Here is a 13454-nt window from a genome sequence, read left to right on the forward strand (position 1 = left end):
TTCCGAGGCCAATCAGCCTAAAATTGTAAACTCTTGGTCGTGAAAAACTTGCTGCAACTCCATCGTTCGGTCTCGCGCACAGCGCAGAGGCCCCCTTGCGCGCTGACCATCGGTAATTTCGACGGGGTCCATCGCGGCCATCAGGCTATTCTGGCGCGCGTGCGGCAAGCCGCGCAATCGCGTGGCCTCGTACCGTCAGTGCTGACCTTCGAGCCCCACCCGCGCGAATACTTCGCCACGCTCAATCAACGCCCGGAACTCGCCCCCACCCGAATTTTTGGACTGCGCGACAAAATCGAAGCCCTGGCGCACCAAGGCATCTCGCAGATTCTCATTGAGCGCTTCAACGCAAAATTGGCAGATATGTCGGCCAACGCGTTTATCGAGGAACTCTTAGTTGGGATGCTGCAAACCCGCTGGTTGCTGGTCGGGGAAGATTTCCGCTTTGGCCGCAAGCGTAGCGGCGATCTGGAACTACTGCGTGAGGCCGGCATGGTCCATGGCTTCGAAGTGCAAACCTTGGCTGACGTGACGGATCAGCAAGGCCACCGCGTTTCCAGTTCCGAAGTCCGTACGGCGCTGGCCGTGGGCGACCTGGATCGCGCCCGTGATCTGCTGGGACGTCCGTTTCATATGAGCGGGCACGTGATTCATGGGCAAAAACTCGGGCGTACGCTGGGCTTTCCCACCTTGAATCTGCGGGTGACGCCGCGCTGCGCCGCGCGATCCGGGATATATGTGGTGCGCGTGCATGGACTTGGCGCGCAGCCACGCCCCGCGGTCGCGAGCCTGGGCGTTCGTCCCACGGTCGAAAATCGTGGCCGCGTGCTGTTGGAGTCACACTTGCTCGACGGCCCGGTCGACGCTTACGGTAAACTCATAAGAGTTGAATTCCTGCACAAACTGCGGGACGAAGAAAAATTTCCTGATCTCCCTTCCCTGACTGCCGCCATCGCCGACGACGCGCGACATGCGCGTGCCTATTTTGCCGTTCATGGACTATAAAAAATCCCTCAATCTGCCCGACACCTCCTTTCCGATGCGAGGTGATCTTGCTAAACGCGAACCTGCCTGGGTTGCCCAGTGGGAAGAAAAGCAGGTCTATCAGGCCATTCGCGCCGCCAGCCGTGGCCGGCCGCGTTTCGTGCTGCATGACGGCCCGCCCTACGCCAACGGCGATATTCATATCGGGCACGCGGTCAACAAGATCCTGAAGGACATCATCGTCAAGAGCCGCAATATGGCCGGCTATGACGCGCATTACGTGCCGGGCTGGGATTGCCACGGCATGCCGATCGAAATCCAGATCGAGAAGAAATACGGCAAGCACCTGCCCGTGACGGAAGTCCAGTCCAAGGCACGCGCCTATGCGTACGAGCAGATCGACCGTCAGCGCCGCGATTTCAAGCGGCTGGGCGTGTTGGGCGAATGGGATCGTCCGTACCTCACCATGAACCACAGCAACGAGGCCAACGAGATCCGTGCGCTCGGTGGCATCTTGCAAAAGGGCTATGTGTTTCGCGGATTAAAGCCCGTGAACTGGTGTTTTGACTGCGGCTCGGCGCTGGCCGAGGCCGAAGTCGAATACGCGGATCGTACCGATCCCGCCATCGATGTGGCCTTCCCGTTCGCTGACAAGGCGGCGATTGCCAAGGCTTTTGGCCTGGACTCGGTCGACGATGGCGCTGTCGTGATCTGGACGACGACCCCGTGGACCATTCCCGCCAACCAGGCGCTGAACGTTCACCCCGAACTGGAATACGCGCTGGTGCGCGTGACCCCGGCACCCGCCCATGGCCCACTGTTGTTGATCGCCAGCGAGCGTGTCGAGAGCTGCCTGAAGGCCTGGAACCTCGAGGGCGAAGTCATCGCCACGGCGCAAGGCGCCGCGCTCGATGGGCTGCGTTTCCATCATCCGCTGGCGCGCGTCGACGCCGGTTATGACCGCACCTCGCCGATCTATCTGGGCGACTACGTCACCATCGATACGGGTACGGGCGTCGTGCACTCGGCGCCGGCCTACGGTATCGAAGACTTCGTGTCGTGCAAAGCGAACGGCATGACGGACGACCAGATCCTGAACCCGGTCATGGGCGACGGCAAATACGTTCAGAGCCTGCCGTTGTTCGGCGGTCTGTCGATCTGGGAAGCCAACCCGCGCATCGTCGAGACGCTGAAAGAAGCCGGCTCGCTCATGAATGTGCAGAAGCTGCCGCACAACTACATGCACTGCTGGCGCCACAAGACCCCGATCATCTATCGCGCGACCAGCCAATGGTTCGCCGGAATGGACGTCAAACCCGCCGATGGCGGCCCCACGCTGCGCGAATCCGCGCTGGCGGGTGTGGATGCGACGGCGTTTTATCCGTCATGGGGCCGTGCGCGCTTGCACGCCATGATCGCCAATCGTCCTGACTGGACCTTGTCGCGTCAACGTCAGTGGGGCGTGCCCATGGCGTTCTTCGTGCACAAGGAAACCGGCGAGCTGCATCCGCGCACCCTCGAGCTGCTGGAGCAAGTCGCGCAACGCGTCGAGAAAGAAGGCATCGAGGCTTGGCAATCGCTTGACCCACGCGAACTGCTGGGCGACGAGGCCGATCAATACGAGAAAAACCGCGACACGCTGGATGTGTGGTTTGACTCGGGCACGACGCACGCGACCGTGCTGGGCGGCAAGGACCAAGTCCTGGGCGGCTCGCATGGCGCCGAGCTGGCCTGGCCCGCGGATCTCTATCTGGAAGGCTCGGATCAGCATCGCGGGTGGTTTCACTCGTCGTTGCTGACCGGCTGCATGCTGTACGGCCGCCCGCCGTATAAGGGCCTGCTTACGCACGGTTTCGTCGTCGACGGCCAAGGCCGCAAGATGAGCAAGTCGGTGGGGAACGTGATTGCCCCGCAAAAGGTCTCCGACACGCTGGGCGCGGAAATCCTGCGTTTGTGGGTGGCCTCGACGGATTATTCCGGCGAGTTGTCGATCTCCGACGAGATCCTCAAGCGTGTCGTGGAAGGCTATCGCCGCATCCGCAATACGCTGCGATTCCTGCTGGCTAACCTCGCCGAGTTCGACGGCGTGAGCCAGACGGTGCCCTTTGACGAGATGTTCGAGATCGACCGCTATGCGTTGTCCATGACTGCGCAAATGCAGGCCGATATCGTCGCCTTGTACGAACGCTATGACTTCCATCCCGCGGTGGCGCGTCTGCAGACGTTCTGCTCCGAGGATCTGGGCGCGTTCTATCTGGATATCCTGAAAGATCGCCTCTACACCACCGCTGCCAATAGCGTGGCCCGTCGTTCGGCTCAGACGGCATTGCTGCACATCACGCAGACGCTGCTGAAGCTGATGGCGCCGATCCTGTCGTTCACGGCCGAAGAAGCCTGGCAGGTGCTCGTCGACTCGGCATTGAAGCATCAAGCCGATGCGGCACGTCTGACGATCTTCACCGAGGTCTATCACACCCTGCCCGCGATCGACGAGACGTTGACGGGCAAATGGTCGCGTCTGCGCGCGATTCGCGCCGAGGTGCAACGCAAGCTCGAAGAAGTACGTACCGCTGGCGGTATCGGTTCGTCCTTGCAAGCCGAGGTCGATCTGTACGCCGACGGCGAGGACCGGACCATCCTGGAAAGCCTGGGCGATGATCTGCGCTTTGTCCTGATCGTTTCACGCGCCACTGTGAAGCCCGCCACGGGCGAATTGCGCATCGAAATCACGCCGTCTTCGCACAAGAAGTGTGAACGTTGCTGGCACTGGCGTCTGGACGTAGGCAGCGATGCCGATCATCCGGAGATTTGCGGCCGTTGCGTGTCGAACCTGTTTGGTTCGGGCGAAGCGCGGGATAAGGCCTGATATGAAGGAGCGCGATGTGGCAGGACAGCAAACGACGTTCGCTAGCGAGGCGCCAGCGGTGGCGCCCGCTCCCCGCACCGTGACGCCGTTGAGTCGCTGGCTTTTCATTGCGCTCTTACTCATCGTCTTCGATCAGGCGACCAAGCTGTATTTCGATGCGGCTTTCAGCTATGGCGAACGTGTCAACATATTGCCGATCTTCGATTTCACCTTGGTGTACAACCGCGGCGCGGCGTTCAGTTTCCTGGCCTCGGAACCAGGTTGGCAACGCTGGTTCTTCACAGCGCTGGGTCTGGTGGCCTCGGTCGTGATTGTCTGGCTGCTACGCCGCAACACTAACCAGCCGCGATTCTGCTGGGCGTTGACGCTGATCCTCGGCGGCGCGCTAGGCAACGTGATCGACCGCGTGGCATACGGTCACGTGGTGGATTTTCTGCTGTTCTACTGGAACGACTGGTATTACCCAGCCTTTAACATCGCGGATATCGGCATTACGTGTGGGGCCGTATTACTCGTGCTGGACGAGCTGTTACGCGCGCGCAAGGCGCGCTAGACCGTCACCGTGCCTTGCTGCCGGTTGCGCAGCAACTGATAGATATACTCGCCGGCATCCGCGATATCACGACGGATCGCCTCGGCGACGGCCTGCGCATCTTGCCGGCTGAGCGCATCCAATGCGGCGGCGTGGTAGTCCGTTTTCTTTAGATACGGCACGTACTCCGGCAGCACCACGTTCAACACCGGCCCACAACGCAGCCATAGCGTTTCGATGGTGTCTTGCAGCAGCGGCATGTCCGCGAGCGCGTAAATGCCGAAATGAAAGCGGCGGTGCATTTCAAGGTAGTCATCGCGGCGCTCGCGCTGCATATGCCCGGTCATCTGCGCCAGTGCGTCGCGCAACGACGCGATTGCCTGGGGCGTCACGTTGGCGGCGGCTTCGAAGGCCGCGCGTGACTCTAGTTCTGTGCGCATCAGCGTCAGTTGCCGGAAATGGTCCGGGTCAATTTCTGGCACGATCGCGCCGCCGCCCTGCCCGCCCGTGCCGCGCTCGAGCACGCGCTCGGCGATCAGATGATTCACGGCATCCCGCACCGGCGTCAGACTGATTCCCAGAGCACCCGCGACTTCCCTCAACAGAATGCGCTGTCCTGGCGCGAAACGTCCTGCCAGCAACGCGCTACGCAGTTCCGCATACGCGCGGTCCCACAGCGTGACTTTCTCGATTTGCTTCAGGCCGGACGACTCCACTTACTTCCCCTTCGTTACAACAAATAGCGCTGCATGTTCGCATCCTCGCGCCGCATTGGCAAACGCGTAACCACCCTATTGTTATTTGTTATAACGAATGCTAGCATGGCCTCCAACAACGAGCCACACCCGGCCAACCATGGAGGAGACGACCATGACTTTGATGAAAAAAGCGTTAATCGCGGCGGCTTTATTTGCTGCGTCTATCCCCGCGCACGCTGCCGATGACTACCCATCGCGTGAGGTGCGCTTCATTGTTCCCTGGAACGCGGGCGGCTCGAACGACATCGCCGCGCGCGCCTTGCAACAGATCCTGGCCAAAGACGGCTTTAACATCGTGGTGGAAAACGCCCCGGGTGCCACAGGTGCGATCGGACTGACCAAGGTGGCGAATGCGGCCCCGGACGGTTACGTCATAGGCATGGGCACCAGTTCGACGCTGGCTCAGATCGCGCAAAAAATGACGCCCTTGCGCAACGACCAGTTCACCCACATTGCCCGCGTATCGACGGACCCGCTGATCCTGCTGGTGCCAGCATCTGGTCCGGCGACCCTTGAAGAATTCCTCGAGACCATGCGTAAAAATCCCGGCAAAGTCTCGATCGGCACGCCGGGCACGAATAATCTGAATCACATCTTTGCCGAGATGACGGCCAAGGTGGCGGGCGTGCCCTATGTCAACGTGCCCTACCCTGGCGGATCCAAGGTGGTGGCTGACCTGTCTGGCAAACAGATTCAGGCGGCCGTCCTCAAACCGTCTGAAAGCCGCGGACAAATCGAAGCCGGCTATGTAAAACCCATCGCGGTCTTTGATAACCAACGTCTGCAGGTCTTCCCCAACGTGCCGACGTTCAAGGAAAAAGGCTATGACGTGTTCCCATACGGACCATTGGTACAGATGGCCTATGTCGTGGGTCCCGCCAATCTGCCTGGACCTGTGCGCGACAAGCTCATCTCCGTCTTCGAAAAAGCCATCCTCAGTCCCACGTTCAAGACTTTTTCTGAACAGAACGGCTTCGTGGTCGACGGTCTTTCCGGAGATGCGTTGGAAAAAGAAGTCGTGAGCGTGCAAAAAACGCTGGACGACGTGAGCTCGAAAGTCTTCACCTCCAAATAAGGTTAGCTATGACTGCTATCAAGAAAATCACGTGCCATGTCGTCAGCGCCCCCGTAGAACGGCCGTTCACGTCCTCGCGCGGATGGCTCTATAAATCGCGCGGCTCCTGCATTGTCGAAATTGAAACCGCCGACGGTGTCGTCGGTTGGGGCGAATGCTACGGGCCTTCGCAGGTGGCGCGCGCCTACATCGAGTCACAGTATGGTCCGCGACTCATCGGCCGTGACCCATTCGATGTCGAAGTGATCTGGGAAGACCTCTACAACCGCATCAAGGACTATGGTTCCAAGGGCATGGCGATTTCCGCATTGAGCGGGATCGATATCGCGCTGTGGGACATCATAGGCAAGATCTGCGGCAAGCCTGTGCACAAGCTCATCGGCGGGGCTTACCGTACCGAGGTCACGGCCTATGCGACGGGACTATATTTCATCGACATGGACCGTCTGATCGAAGAGGCGGTGGAGGAAGCGCGCGCTTATGTCGAAGAGGGCTTTACCGCCATCAAAATGAAGATTGGCCTCGGTTCGCCGAAGCTGGACATCGAGCGCGTGGCGGCGGTGCGCAAGGCGATCGGCGACGAAGTCAGGCTGATGGTGGACGCCAACCATTGTTTCACGGTGCCCGCGGCCATTCGGCTCGGCCGCGAGCTGGAACAGCTGAACGTGGAATGGTTTGAAGAACCGATCTCGCCTGAAGACGTAGACGGCTATATCGAGGTGACGCGCGCCTTGGACATGGCGGTAGCGGGCGGCGAAAACGAGTTCACACGCTGGGGGTTTCGCGATCTGGTGGCGCGTAAAGCCATGGACATCGTCCAACCCGATGTGTGTGCGGCTGGCGGCATCAGCGAATGCCGCAAGATCGCGACGTTGGCCGCCGCGCACGGCGTGGAGTGCGTGCCGCACGCGTGGGGATCGGCCATCGGGCTAGCGGCCACACTGCATTTTCTCGCCGCGCTGCCCGACCAGCCGCCGAGCTTTCGCCCCATGCCGCCGTTGTTGGAATTCGAACAGTGCGAAAACCCCTTCCGCGATGAGCTGTCGGTGGAGCCCATCGTGCAGCACAAAGGCGTGGTGCAAATACCGACCGGCGCAGGCCTGGGCATCGAGATCCGCCGAGAGATCCTTGACCGCTATCGGGTGGCCTGATCTTATGCGATTCGTTTCGTATTACGATCAACAGGGCACGATACGGCCCGGGCCTTTGTTCGGTGATCCGGACGGGCCAGACGCCTGGGTGGCGGACCTGAGGCATCCCGCCTGCGCGGCGCATTATGCAGACCTGCCGTCATCGATGCAGGCATGGGTAGAGTTGGGCCTGGACCATATTGCTCGCCGCTTCAGCGACGGGCAATCGATAGACGCCGATGCGCGCCTGCCGCTGCACGCTCTGCGCCTGGCCGCTCCCTTGCCGCGCCCCGGCAAAATTGTCGGGGCGGCTTTCAACTACCACGACGCGCTGGCCGAACGCCAAATGCAACCGCCAAGCGAACCGGTGATATTCATAAAGTCCGGGCGTACCGTCGTAGGCCCGAACGATCCGGTGCGAGTGTTTCCCCATGCCGGGGACGTGACCTATGAAGCTGAACTGGCCGTGGTCATCGGCAAGTCAGCATTGAGGGTGGCGCGCGAAGACGCCATGAAATACGTCTCGGCGTACTGCATCTTCAACGATGTCAGCGCGACAAGCTTGGTGAAAGCGGACGGTGGCTTCGTGCGCGGTAAAAACCAATCCACCTCCGGGCCTTTAGGGCCCTGGCTCGTCACGCCAGACGAGCTTGGCGATCCTTACGCTATCGATATCCACCTGCACATCGACGGCCGTTTGCTACAGGCCTCCAGCACAAGCCAGATGCTATTCAACATCGCCGAGCTTATCGAGTACGCCTCGGCCCGCATGCCGTTGGACCCGGGTGACATCATCGCCACCGGAACGCCCGCGGGTGTAGCGGGCGCGCACCAGCCGCCCGCCTGGCTGACGCCGGGCGACACGGTTTCGATTAGCTTGAGCGGCCTGGGAACTCTGATCAACCCCATTGCAGCCGGAGTATCTCCATGACCGTGAAACCACGCGTGCTACTGACTAACCCGATTCATCCGGACATCGCGCCGGCACTGAACGCGCATGCCGAGGTGATCGTGGCGCCGGACGTCGGGTCCGATACGCTGCGCAAGCTGATCGCCGATGTCGATGGCATCATCGTGCGGGCCATGCTGCCGCCCGATATCTTCGATCATGCGCCCAAGTTGCGCGCCGTCGTGCGTCATGGCGTCGGCCTGGACATGATTCCCATGGACGCCGCCAATGCGCGACGCATTCCGGTCGCCAACGTGCCAGGCTCGAACACCTCGGCCGTGGTCGAGTATTGCATGGCTTCCATGTTCGCGCTGCTACGCCCCTTGCATCGTATCGACGCGACCCTGCGCCAATCGGGCTGGGGCCAGGCCCGGCCATTGGCCGATGGGGCTACCGAGCTGTCAGGCAAGGTATGCGGCATCGTCGGTGTGGGGGCCATTGGATCGCGCCTGGCGCTGGCGGCCTCGGGCCTGGGCATGTCGGTGATGGGGCTCACTCGGCGACCCGAAACCTTGCCCGCTGACGTACAGGCTGCGACAAAGCAAGCTCTCTTCGCGCAATCCGATGTGGTCGTGCTGTGCTGCCCCCTCACCGATGAAACGCGAGGACTCGCGAGCGAGGCACTGATCAACAGCATGAAGCCGGGCGCATTGCTCATCAATGTTTCCCGGGGGCCCGTAGTCGACACGCAGGCCTTGCTGAGCGCGCTACGCCGCGGTCATCTTGGCGGCGCGGCGCTTGATGTGCACGACGTTCAGCCGCTTCCCCCCGACAGCACAGTGTTCGATGCGCCAAACCTCCTGCTAACTCCCCACGTTGCGGGCATCACGGACGCCAGCATGCGACGCATGAGCGAAGGCGCCGTGGCTAATCTGCTGGCCCTGCTGCGCGGCGACGTCGCGCCCAACATCGTCAACCCGCAAGTTTTATCTCCTTCTCCCGTGATGAATCACTCCTGAGGTTCCCATGCGAATCGCTGATATCCGTGCAGTCCCAATTTCATTTCCTGTTCCACCCGAGAAATCCGTGCGTTTAGGCATCGGGCGCAGCGTCAAGCGTGACGCCGTGCTGGTGCGGGTGGAGACCGATGAAGGCCTGATTGGCTGGGGCGAGAGCCACCACGGCCGCTGCCCCGGCGCCATCGCCCGATTGATCGACACAACGTTACGCGAGCTCGTCATCGGCATGGACGCCTGCGATGTCGCGGGCGCGTGGCATCGCGTGTACAAGATGCAGCTGGCTAGCCATGGCATGGGCGCAGCCGCCGCCCTTGCACTCAGCGGCCTGGATCAGGCGCTCTGGGACATCCGTTGTCAGCGGACTAATTGGTCGCTGTGCGAATTGCTCGGCGGCGGACCGAAACCGATCAAGGCCTATGCCGGCGGCATTGCACTGGGCTGGCAGGATCCAGAGACCTTGGTGGAAGAAGCGCGCGCACTGGTGAAGCAGGGATTCCGAGCGCTGAAGCTGCGCGTTGGCGACACCGCGCGCCGCGATATTGAGAGGGTCCGCGCCGTGCGCCTGGCGCTGGGCGATGACATCGACCTGCTGGTCGACGCCAACACCGGCTACACCCTGGACGATGTACGGCGCGTCATGCCAGCCTACGAAGAGCTGGATATTGGCTGGCTGGAAGAGCCCTTCCCCGCCTGGGATGCCGAGGCCTATGCCAGCGCGGCGCGCCTGGGGCGGGTGCCACTGGCGGCCGGGGAAAATCACTATACCCGTTACGAATTTGGCCCGCTGTTGAAAGACGGCAACGTGCGATTCATCCAGCCGGACCTATCCAAGACCGGGGGCATTACCGAGGCCATGCGTATCGCCGCGATGGCCTCGGCGGTCAAGCTCACAGTCAACCCGCATACCTCAGCCACGGCCATCAATATGGCGACATCGATCCACTACCTATGCGCGGTCGATAACCCCGGTTATTTCGAAGCCGACGTGACGCAACTCAACCCCTTCCGCGACTACCTCGCGGGCCAGCAACCTTATGAGTTGGATGCTCAAGGATGCGTGAGCCCATTGCCCGGCATCGGCATCGGGCTGCGACCGGACGAGGCATTCCTGGCGGAACACCCCTTGATAGAGGGCCCCTGCTACGTTTGAGCGCCGGTGGCTCACGGCCGGAGGCACCAGGACGGGCGGTTTATGACGCATAATGCGAGATTCGTCATCACCCGACCGTCCCATGCTTGACCTCGCCAATAAACGTATCGTCCTCGGCCTGACCGGCGGCATCGCCTGTTACAAGATCGCCGAACTCGTTCGACGCCTGACCGAACAGGGCGCCACGGTGGACGTGGTCATGACCGAGGCGGCCACGCACTTCATTACACCCGTCACCATGCAGGCCCTTTCCGGTCGGCCTGTGTTCGTGGACGCCTGGGACGCGCGTGTCCACAACAATATGGCGCACATCGAGCTCACGCGCGGTGCGGATGCTGTGTTGATCGCGCCGGCCAGCGCCGATTTCATGGCCAAACTGGTGCATGGGCTCGCCGACGACCTGTTGTCCACGCTGTGCTTGGCCCGTGCCTGCCCCTTGCTCGTCGCCCCGGCGATGAACCGCGAGATGTGGGCCAACCCGGCGACGCAGCGTAATGTCACCCAGCTGCGTGCGGATTGCGTCACCGTCCTGGGGCCGGCCTCGGGCGAGCAAGCCTGCGGCGAGACCGGCGACGGGCGCATGCTGGAAGCGCACGAATTGCTGGCCGACCTGATTGCCTTTTTCCAGCCCAAAGTACTGGCCGGACGACATATCCTGCTCACGGCAGGCCCGACCTCGGAACCAGTTGACCCGGTCCGAGTGCTAAGCAACCGTTCCTCCGGCAAAACCGGCTACGCGCTGGCCCGTGCCGCGCGCGAGGCCGGGGCCCGTGTCACCCTCGTCACCGGCGCGACCGCCCTGCCGATTCCGCGCGGCGTGGCCTCTATCCCTGTGACGACCGCGCGCCAAATGCATGATGCGGTCATGGCGAACGTACACGACGCCGATGTTTTCATTGCTGTCGCCGCCGTGGCCGACTGGCGCGTCAAGAACGTCAGCGAGCAAAAGCTGAAAAAAACCAGCGAAGGCGGTGGCGCGCCTGTGATGGAATTCGAACCGAATCCCGACATTCTGGCCGAAGTCGCGAAGCTGCCAAATGGGCCGTGGTGCGTGGGTTTCGCCGCGGAAACGGAAAAACTCGCTGAACACGCCGAGGCCAAGCGTCAGCGCAAAGGCATTCCGCTACTCATCGGCAATCTGGCGCAGAAGGTCATGGACGCCGACTCCACCGAACTGGTGTTGTTCGACGAAGAGGGCGCTCACCCCTTGCCGGGCGGCCCAAAACTCGACGCCGCCCGTCGGTTGATCCGCGAGATTGCCGCCCGCCTGCCCTCTGGCCGCTAAACGCGCCCAGCCCGTGCGCCGACGGCCGTGAGGCGCGATGCACGGTGTAGGCTGGCACGCCTTACTGCAAGGCCCGAGAAGCCCAATCCGCCAATGGAATGGGCTTGTCGCTATCGATCAGCCGCGCGAGCAACAGCTGCATCTGGGGCCAGCCGCCGCGATCCGTGGGCCAGCTGTACGGCGTCACCGGCCGCCATTGCCCGTCGTTCGCGCGTTCTGCCATCACAAAGCGAAAGGTGTAATAGCCCGCCAACCCCATACGCAGATCGGTCACAACCAGACGATCACCGATCTCGTCGTAGCGTAGCCAGTCATTGGTAAACCAGCGCAGACGCTCGTGCAGCGGCACGCCATCCAGCACCGTCGTCTGCGCGGGACTAAGCGGCAGCCGCAGCATCTCGGGTGGACCCCGATCAAACCAGCCGCTCACGGCCTCGTAATAATTCCCCTGACCATCCTTGGCAATCACGCGCCAAAGCAAGGTGTTAAACGGCATTGGCGTCGCCAAGATAGCTGTCGGCCGAATCCCCTGCTCCTGCAATGCATGCTCGACGCGATGCTCCGCATGCCAACGCCCCCCAAGCGCCACCCCCAAATACACCGTACAAAACGCCAAGGCTATCGTCATCGCCACACGCAGCTTGCGCGTGCATCCGACCACGGCGCCGACCAGCACTGCCAGAGTCAGGGGCACGGTAAACACCGGGTCGATGATAAAGACCGCAGACCAGCTCTCCGGGATGCGCGCCAGCGGCCAAAAGAGTTGCGTGCCATACACCGTGAATGCATCCAGCACGGGATGCGTAATCAGCACCAGCCATATCGTGAGCAACAGCCGCCTGCCGCTATACGGCGCGTCAGGCCATTTTTTTCGTATCAGCCAGGTCATCACCACGGCCAGCAGCGTCAGCACGAACACGGAATGTGAGAAGCCACGATGAAACGTCATCCGCGAGACTGGATCGGCGTACCGGATCAGTACGTCCATATCGGGCAATGTGCCCAGCAGCGCGCCATACAAGAGCGCCTTGCGACCCTGTGTACGCCCCAGGAGAGCGCCTTGTATGCCTGCGCCCAATACCGCTTGTGTGAGTGAATCCATAAAGTCAGGCTAGATGAGGTCCAAGGACGGCGTACATACGCCAGGGCGCCAGAGCCGTCCCGACGCGACAGGCGTTAAGATACCGCACTGAATCCATCGTTGGCTTTTTCCCAGGACGTTCCCCCATGCGCTTTGACGGCGAACCTAAAGATGGCGATTTCGTGCGCTACATCGAGATGCTCAATCGCGAGGCAGGTGGCACGCCCGGCGCTGTGCCCAAACCCGAACGAAACGGTTTTAAGCTGAGCCTGCCGAAACCGGCCTGGGGCAGGGATGATGCGGATAGCACTTCCGCCCCTGCGAATCCCCGCACATCGCAACCGCGAGCAAACAAGACCGTCACGCCGGGCGCCACGCGCGAAGATGACGACACGAGCGCCACGACGCTGGCCGCGCGCAGTAGTCAGCGGCACCTGTCGCTGGGATTGGGTATCGCAGCTGTGGTCGCGCTGTGGAGCGCGCTGCATAAACTGTTCGAGGCGATCAGCACGCACACGCTGGACCTCGACGCATTGGTGCCCGTGATATTTTTGCTCGTCTGCGCGGGAATGTTGTTCAAAGGCGCTCGTGGGGTGCGTCAAAAGGCTGACAGACCCGCGCCTCCGTTACCCCCCCTCACCACCATCCCGAAGGGCCGCAAGCCAACGCGTTAAAGCCCTGGCGC

Annotated in this window: 12 protein-coding genes; 10 read left to right on the forward strand and 2 right to left on the reverse strand. The window is 61.8% G+C overall.

The features are described 5' to 3' along the window. Positions 1-39: 39 nt before the first annotated feature. From GOQ25_RS06670 to lspA, 3 genes are read left to right on the forward strand one after another with little or no spacing between them, the layout of a single operon-like run. On the forward strand, positions 40-1005 hold the full coding sequence (locus tag GOQ25_RS06670) for a bifunctional riboflavin kinase/FAD synthetase (protein WP_160349674.1): 966 nt from the start codon (positions 40-42) through the stop codon (positions 1003-1005). Then, on the forward strand, positions 995-3850 hold the full coding sequence (ileS, locus tag GOQ25_RS06675; protein WP_160349738.1) for an isoleucine--tRNA ligase: 2856 nt from the start codon (positions 995-997) through the stop codon (positions 3848-3850). Before GOQ25_RS06670 ends, ileS begins: the two co-directional genes overlap by 11 nt. Before the next feature lie 58 nt (positions 3851-3908). After that, complete coding sequence (gene lspA, locus GOQ25_RS06680; protein WP_370519903.1) at positions 3909-4403, forward strand: signal peptidase II; 495 nt, start codon at positions 3909-3911, stop codon at positions 4401-4403. Here lspA and GOQ25_RS06685 read toward each other — a convergent pair. Continuing rightward, a complete protein-coding gene (locus GOQ25_RS06685; RefSeq protein ID WP_160349676.1) occupies positions 4400-5098 on the reverse strand; it encodes a GntR family transcriptional regulator in 699 nt (232 codons plus the stop codon). The two genes, lspA and GOQ25_RS06685, sit on opposite strands and share 4 nt — an antisense overlap. Before the next feature lie 154 nt (positions 5099-5252). Between GOQ25_RS06685 and GOQ25_RS06690 the strand changes: the two genes are divergently transcribed. The 6 genes from GOQ25_RS06690 (at position 5253) to coaBC (ending at position 11688) form a co-directional block, all read left to right on the forward strand. Further along, the gene (locus GOQ25_RS06690) at positions 5253-6215 is read left to right on the forward strand and encodes a tripartite tricarboxylate transporter substrate binding protein (RefSeq protein ID WP_160349677.1); all 963 of its coding nucleotides are present in this window, start codon (positions 5253-5255) and stop codon (positions 6213-6215) included. Between the two features lie 8 nt (positions 6216-6223). Then, positions 6224-7366 (forward strand): mandelate racemase/muconate lactonizing enzyme family protein, encoded by a 1143-nt coding sequence (locus tag GOQ25_RS06695; protein ID WP_160349678.1) that lies wholly within the window; start codon positions 6224-6226, stop codon positions 7364-7366. 4 nt (positions 7367-7370) lie between these two features. Beyond that, complete coding sequence (locus GOQ25_RS06700; protein WP_160349679.1) at positions 7371-8276, forward strand: fumarylacetoacetate hydrolase family protein; 906 nt, start codon at positions 7371-7373, stop codon at positions 8274-8276. Then, positions 8273-9253, forward strand: a complete 981-nt coding sequence (locus GOQ25_RS06705) for a D-isomer specific 2-hydroxyacid dehydrogenase family protein (RefSeq protein ID WP_160349680.1) — start codon at positions 8273-8275, stop codon at positions 9251-9253. The genes GOQ25_RS06700 and GOQ25_RS06705 overlap by 4 nt, the downstream gene beginning before the upstream one ends. Before the next feature lie 67 nt (positions 9254-9320). Further along, entirely contained in the window at positions 9321-10403 is a 1083-nt protein-coding gene (locus tag GOQ25_RS06710) for a mandelate racemase/muconate lactonizing enzyme family protein (protein WP_370519901.1), read from the forward strand. A gap of 82 nt (positions 10404-10485) precedes the next feature. After that, positions 10486-11688, forward strand: coding sequence for a bifunctional phosphopantothenoylcysteine decarboxylase/phosphopantothenate--cysteine ligase CoaBC (coaBC, locus tag GOQ25_RS06715; protein ID WP_160349682.1), 1203 nt, complete (start codon positions 10486-10488; stop codon positions 11686-11688). A gap of 61 nt (positions 11689-11749) precedes the next feature. On the opposite strand, the gene GOQ25_RS06720 is transcribed toward coaBC, so the two are convergent. After that, entirely contained in the window at positions 11750-12790 is a 1041-nt protein-coding gene (locus tag GOQ25_RS06720) for a metal-dependent hydrolase (protein WP_160349683.1), read from the reverse strand. 125 nt (positions 12791-12915) lie between these two features. Here GOQ25_RS06720 and GOQ25_RS06725 point away from each other — a divergent pair, with 125 nt between their 5' ends. Next, entirely contained in the window at positions 12916-13443 is a 528-nt protein-coding gene (locus GOQ25_RS06725; protein ID WP_160349684.1) for a hypothetical protein, read from the forward strand. Positions 13444-13454 lie beyond the last annotated feature (11 nt).

It is taken from the genome of Bordetella sp. 15P40C-2, from assembly GCF_009763235.1.
Taxonomy (GTDB): Bacteria; Pseudomonadota; Gammaproteobacteria; order Burkholderiales; family Burkholderiaceae_B; genus Bordetella_A.

What these genes read in the sequence shown, in the direction of transcription:
- GOQ25_RS06705 (WP_160349680.1), top strand. Translation starts at nt 8,273, where the DNA reads ATGACCGTGAAACCACGCGTGCTACTGACTAACCCGATTCATCCGGAC.
- GOQ25_RS06700 (WP_160349679.1), top strand. Translation starts at nt 7,371, where the DNA reads ATGCGATTCGTTTCGTATTACGATCAACAGGGCACGATACGGCCCGGG.
- GOQ25_RS06695 (WP_160349678.1), top strand. Translation starts at nt 6,224, where the DNA reads ATGACTGCTATCAAGAAAATCACGTGCCATGTCGTCAGCGCCCCCGTA.
- GOQ25_RS06690 (WP_160349677.1), top strand. Translation starts at nt 5,253, where the DNA reads ATGACTTTGATGAAAAAAGCGTTAATCGCGGCGGCTTTATTTGCTGCG.
- GOQ25_RS06720 (WP_160349683.1), bottom strand. Translation starts at nt 12,790, where the DNA reads ATGGATTCACTCACACAAGCGGTATTGGGCGCAGGCATACAAGGCGCT.
- ileS (WP_160349738.1), top strand. Translation starts at nt 995, where the DNA reads ATGGACTATAAAAAATCCCTCAATCTGCCCGACACCTCCTTTCCGATG.
- GOQ25_RS06725 (WP_160349684.1), top strand. Translation starts at nt 12,916, where the DNA reads ATGCGCTTTGACGGCGAACCTAAAGATGGCGATTTCGTGCGCTACATC.
- coaBC (WP_160349682.1), top strand. Translation starts at nt 10,486, where the DNA reads ATGCTTGACCTCGCCAATAAACGTATCGTCCTCGGCCTGACCGGCGGC.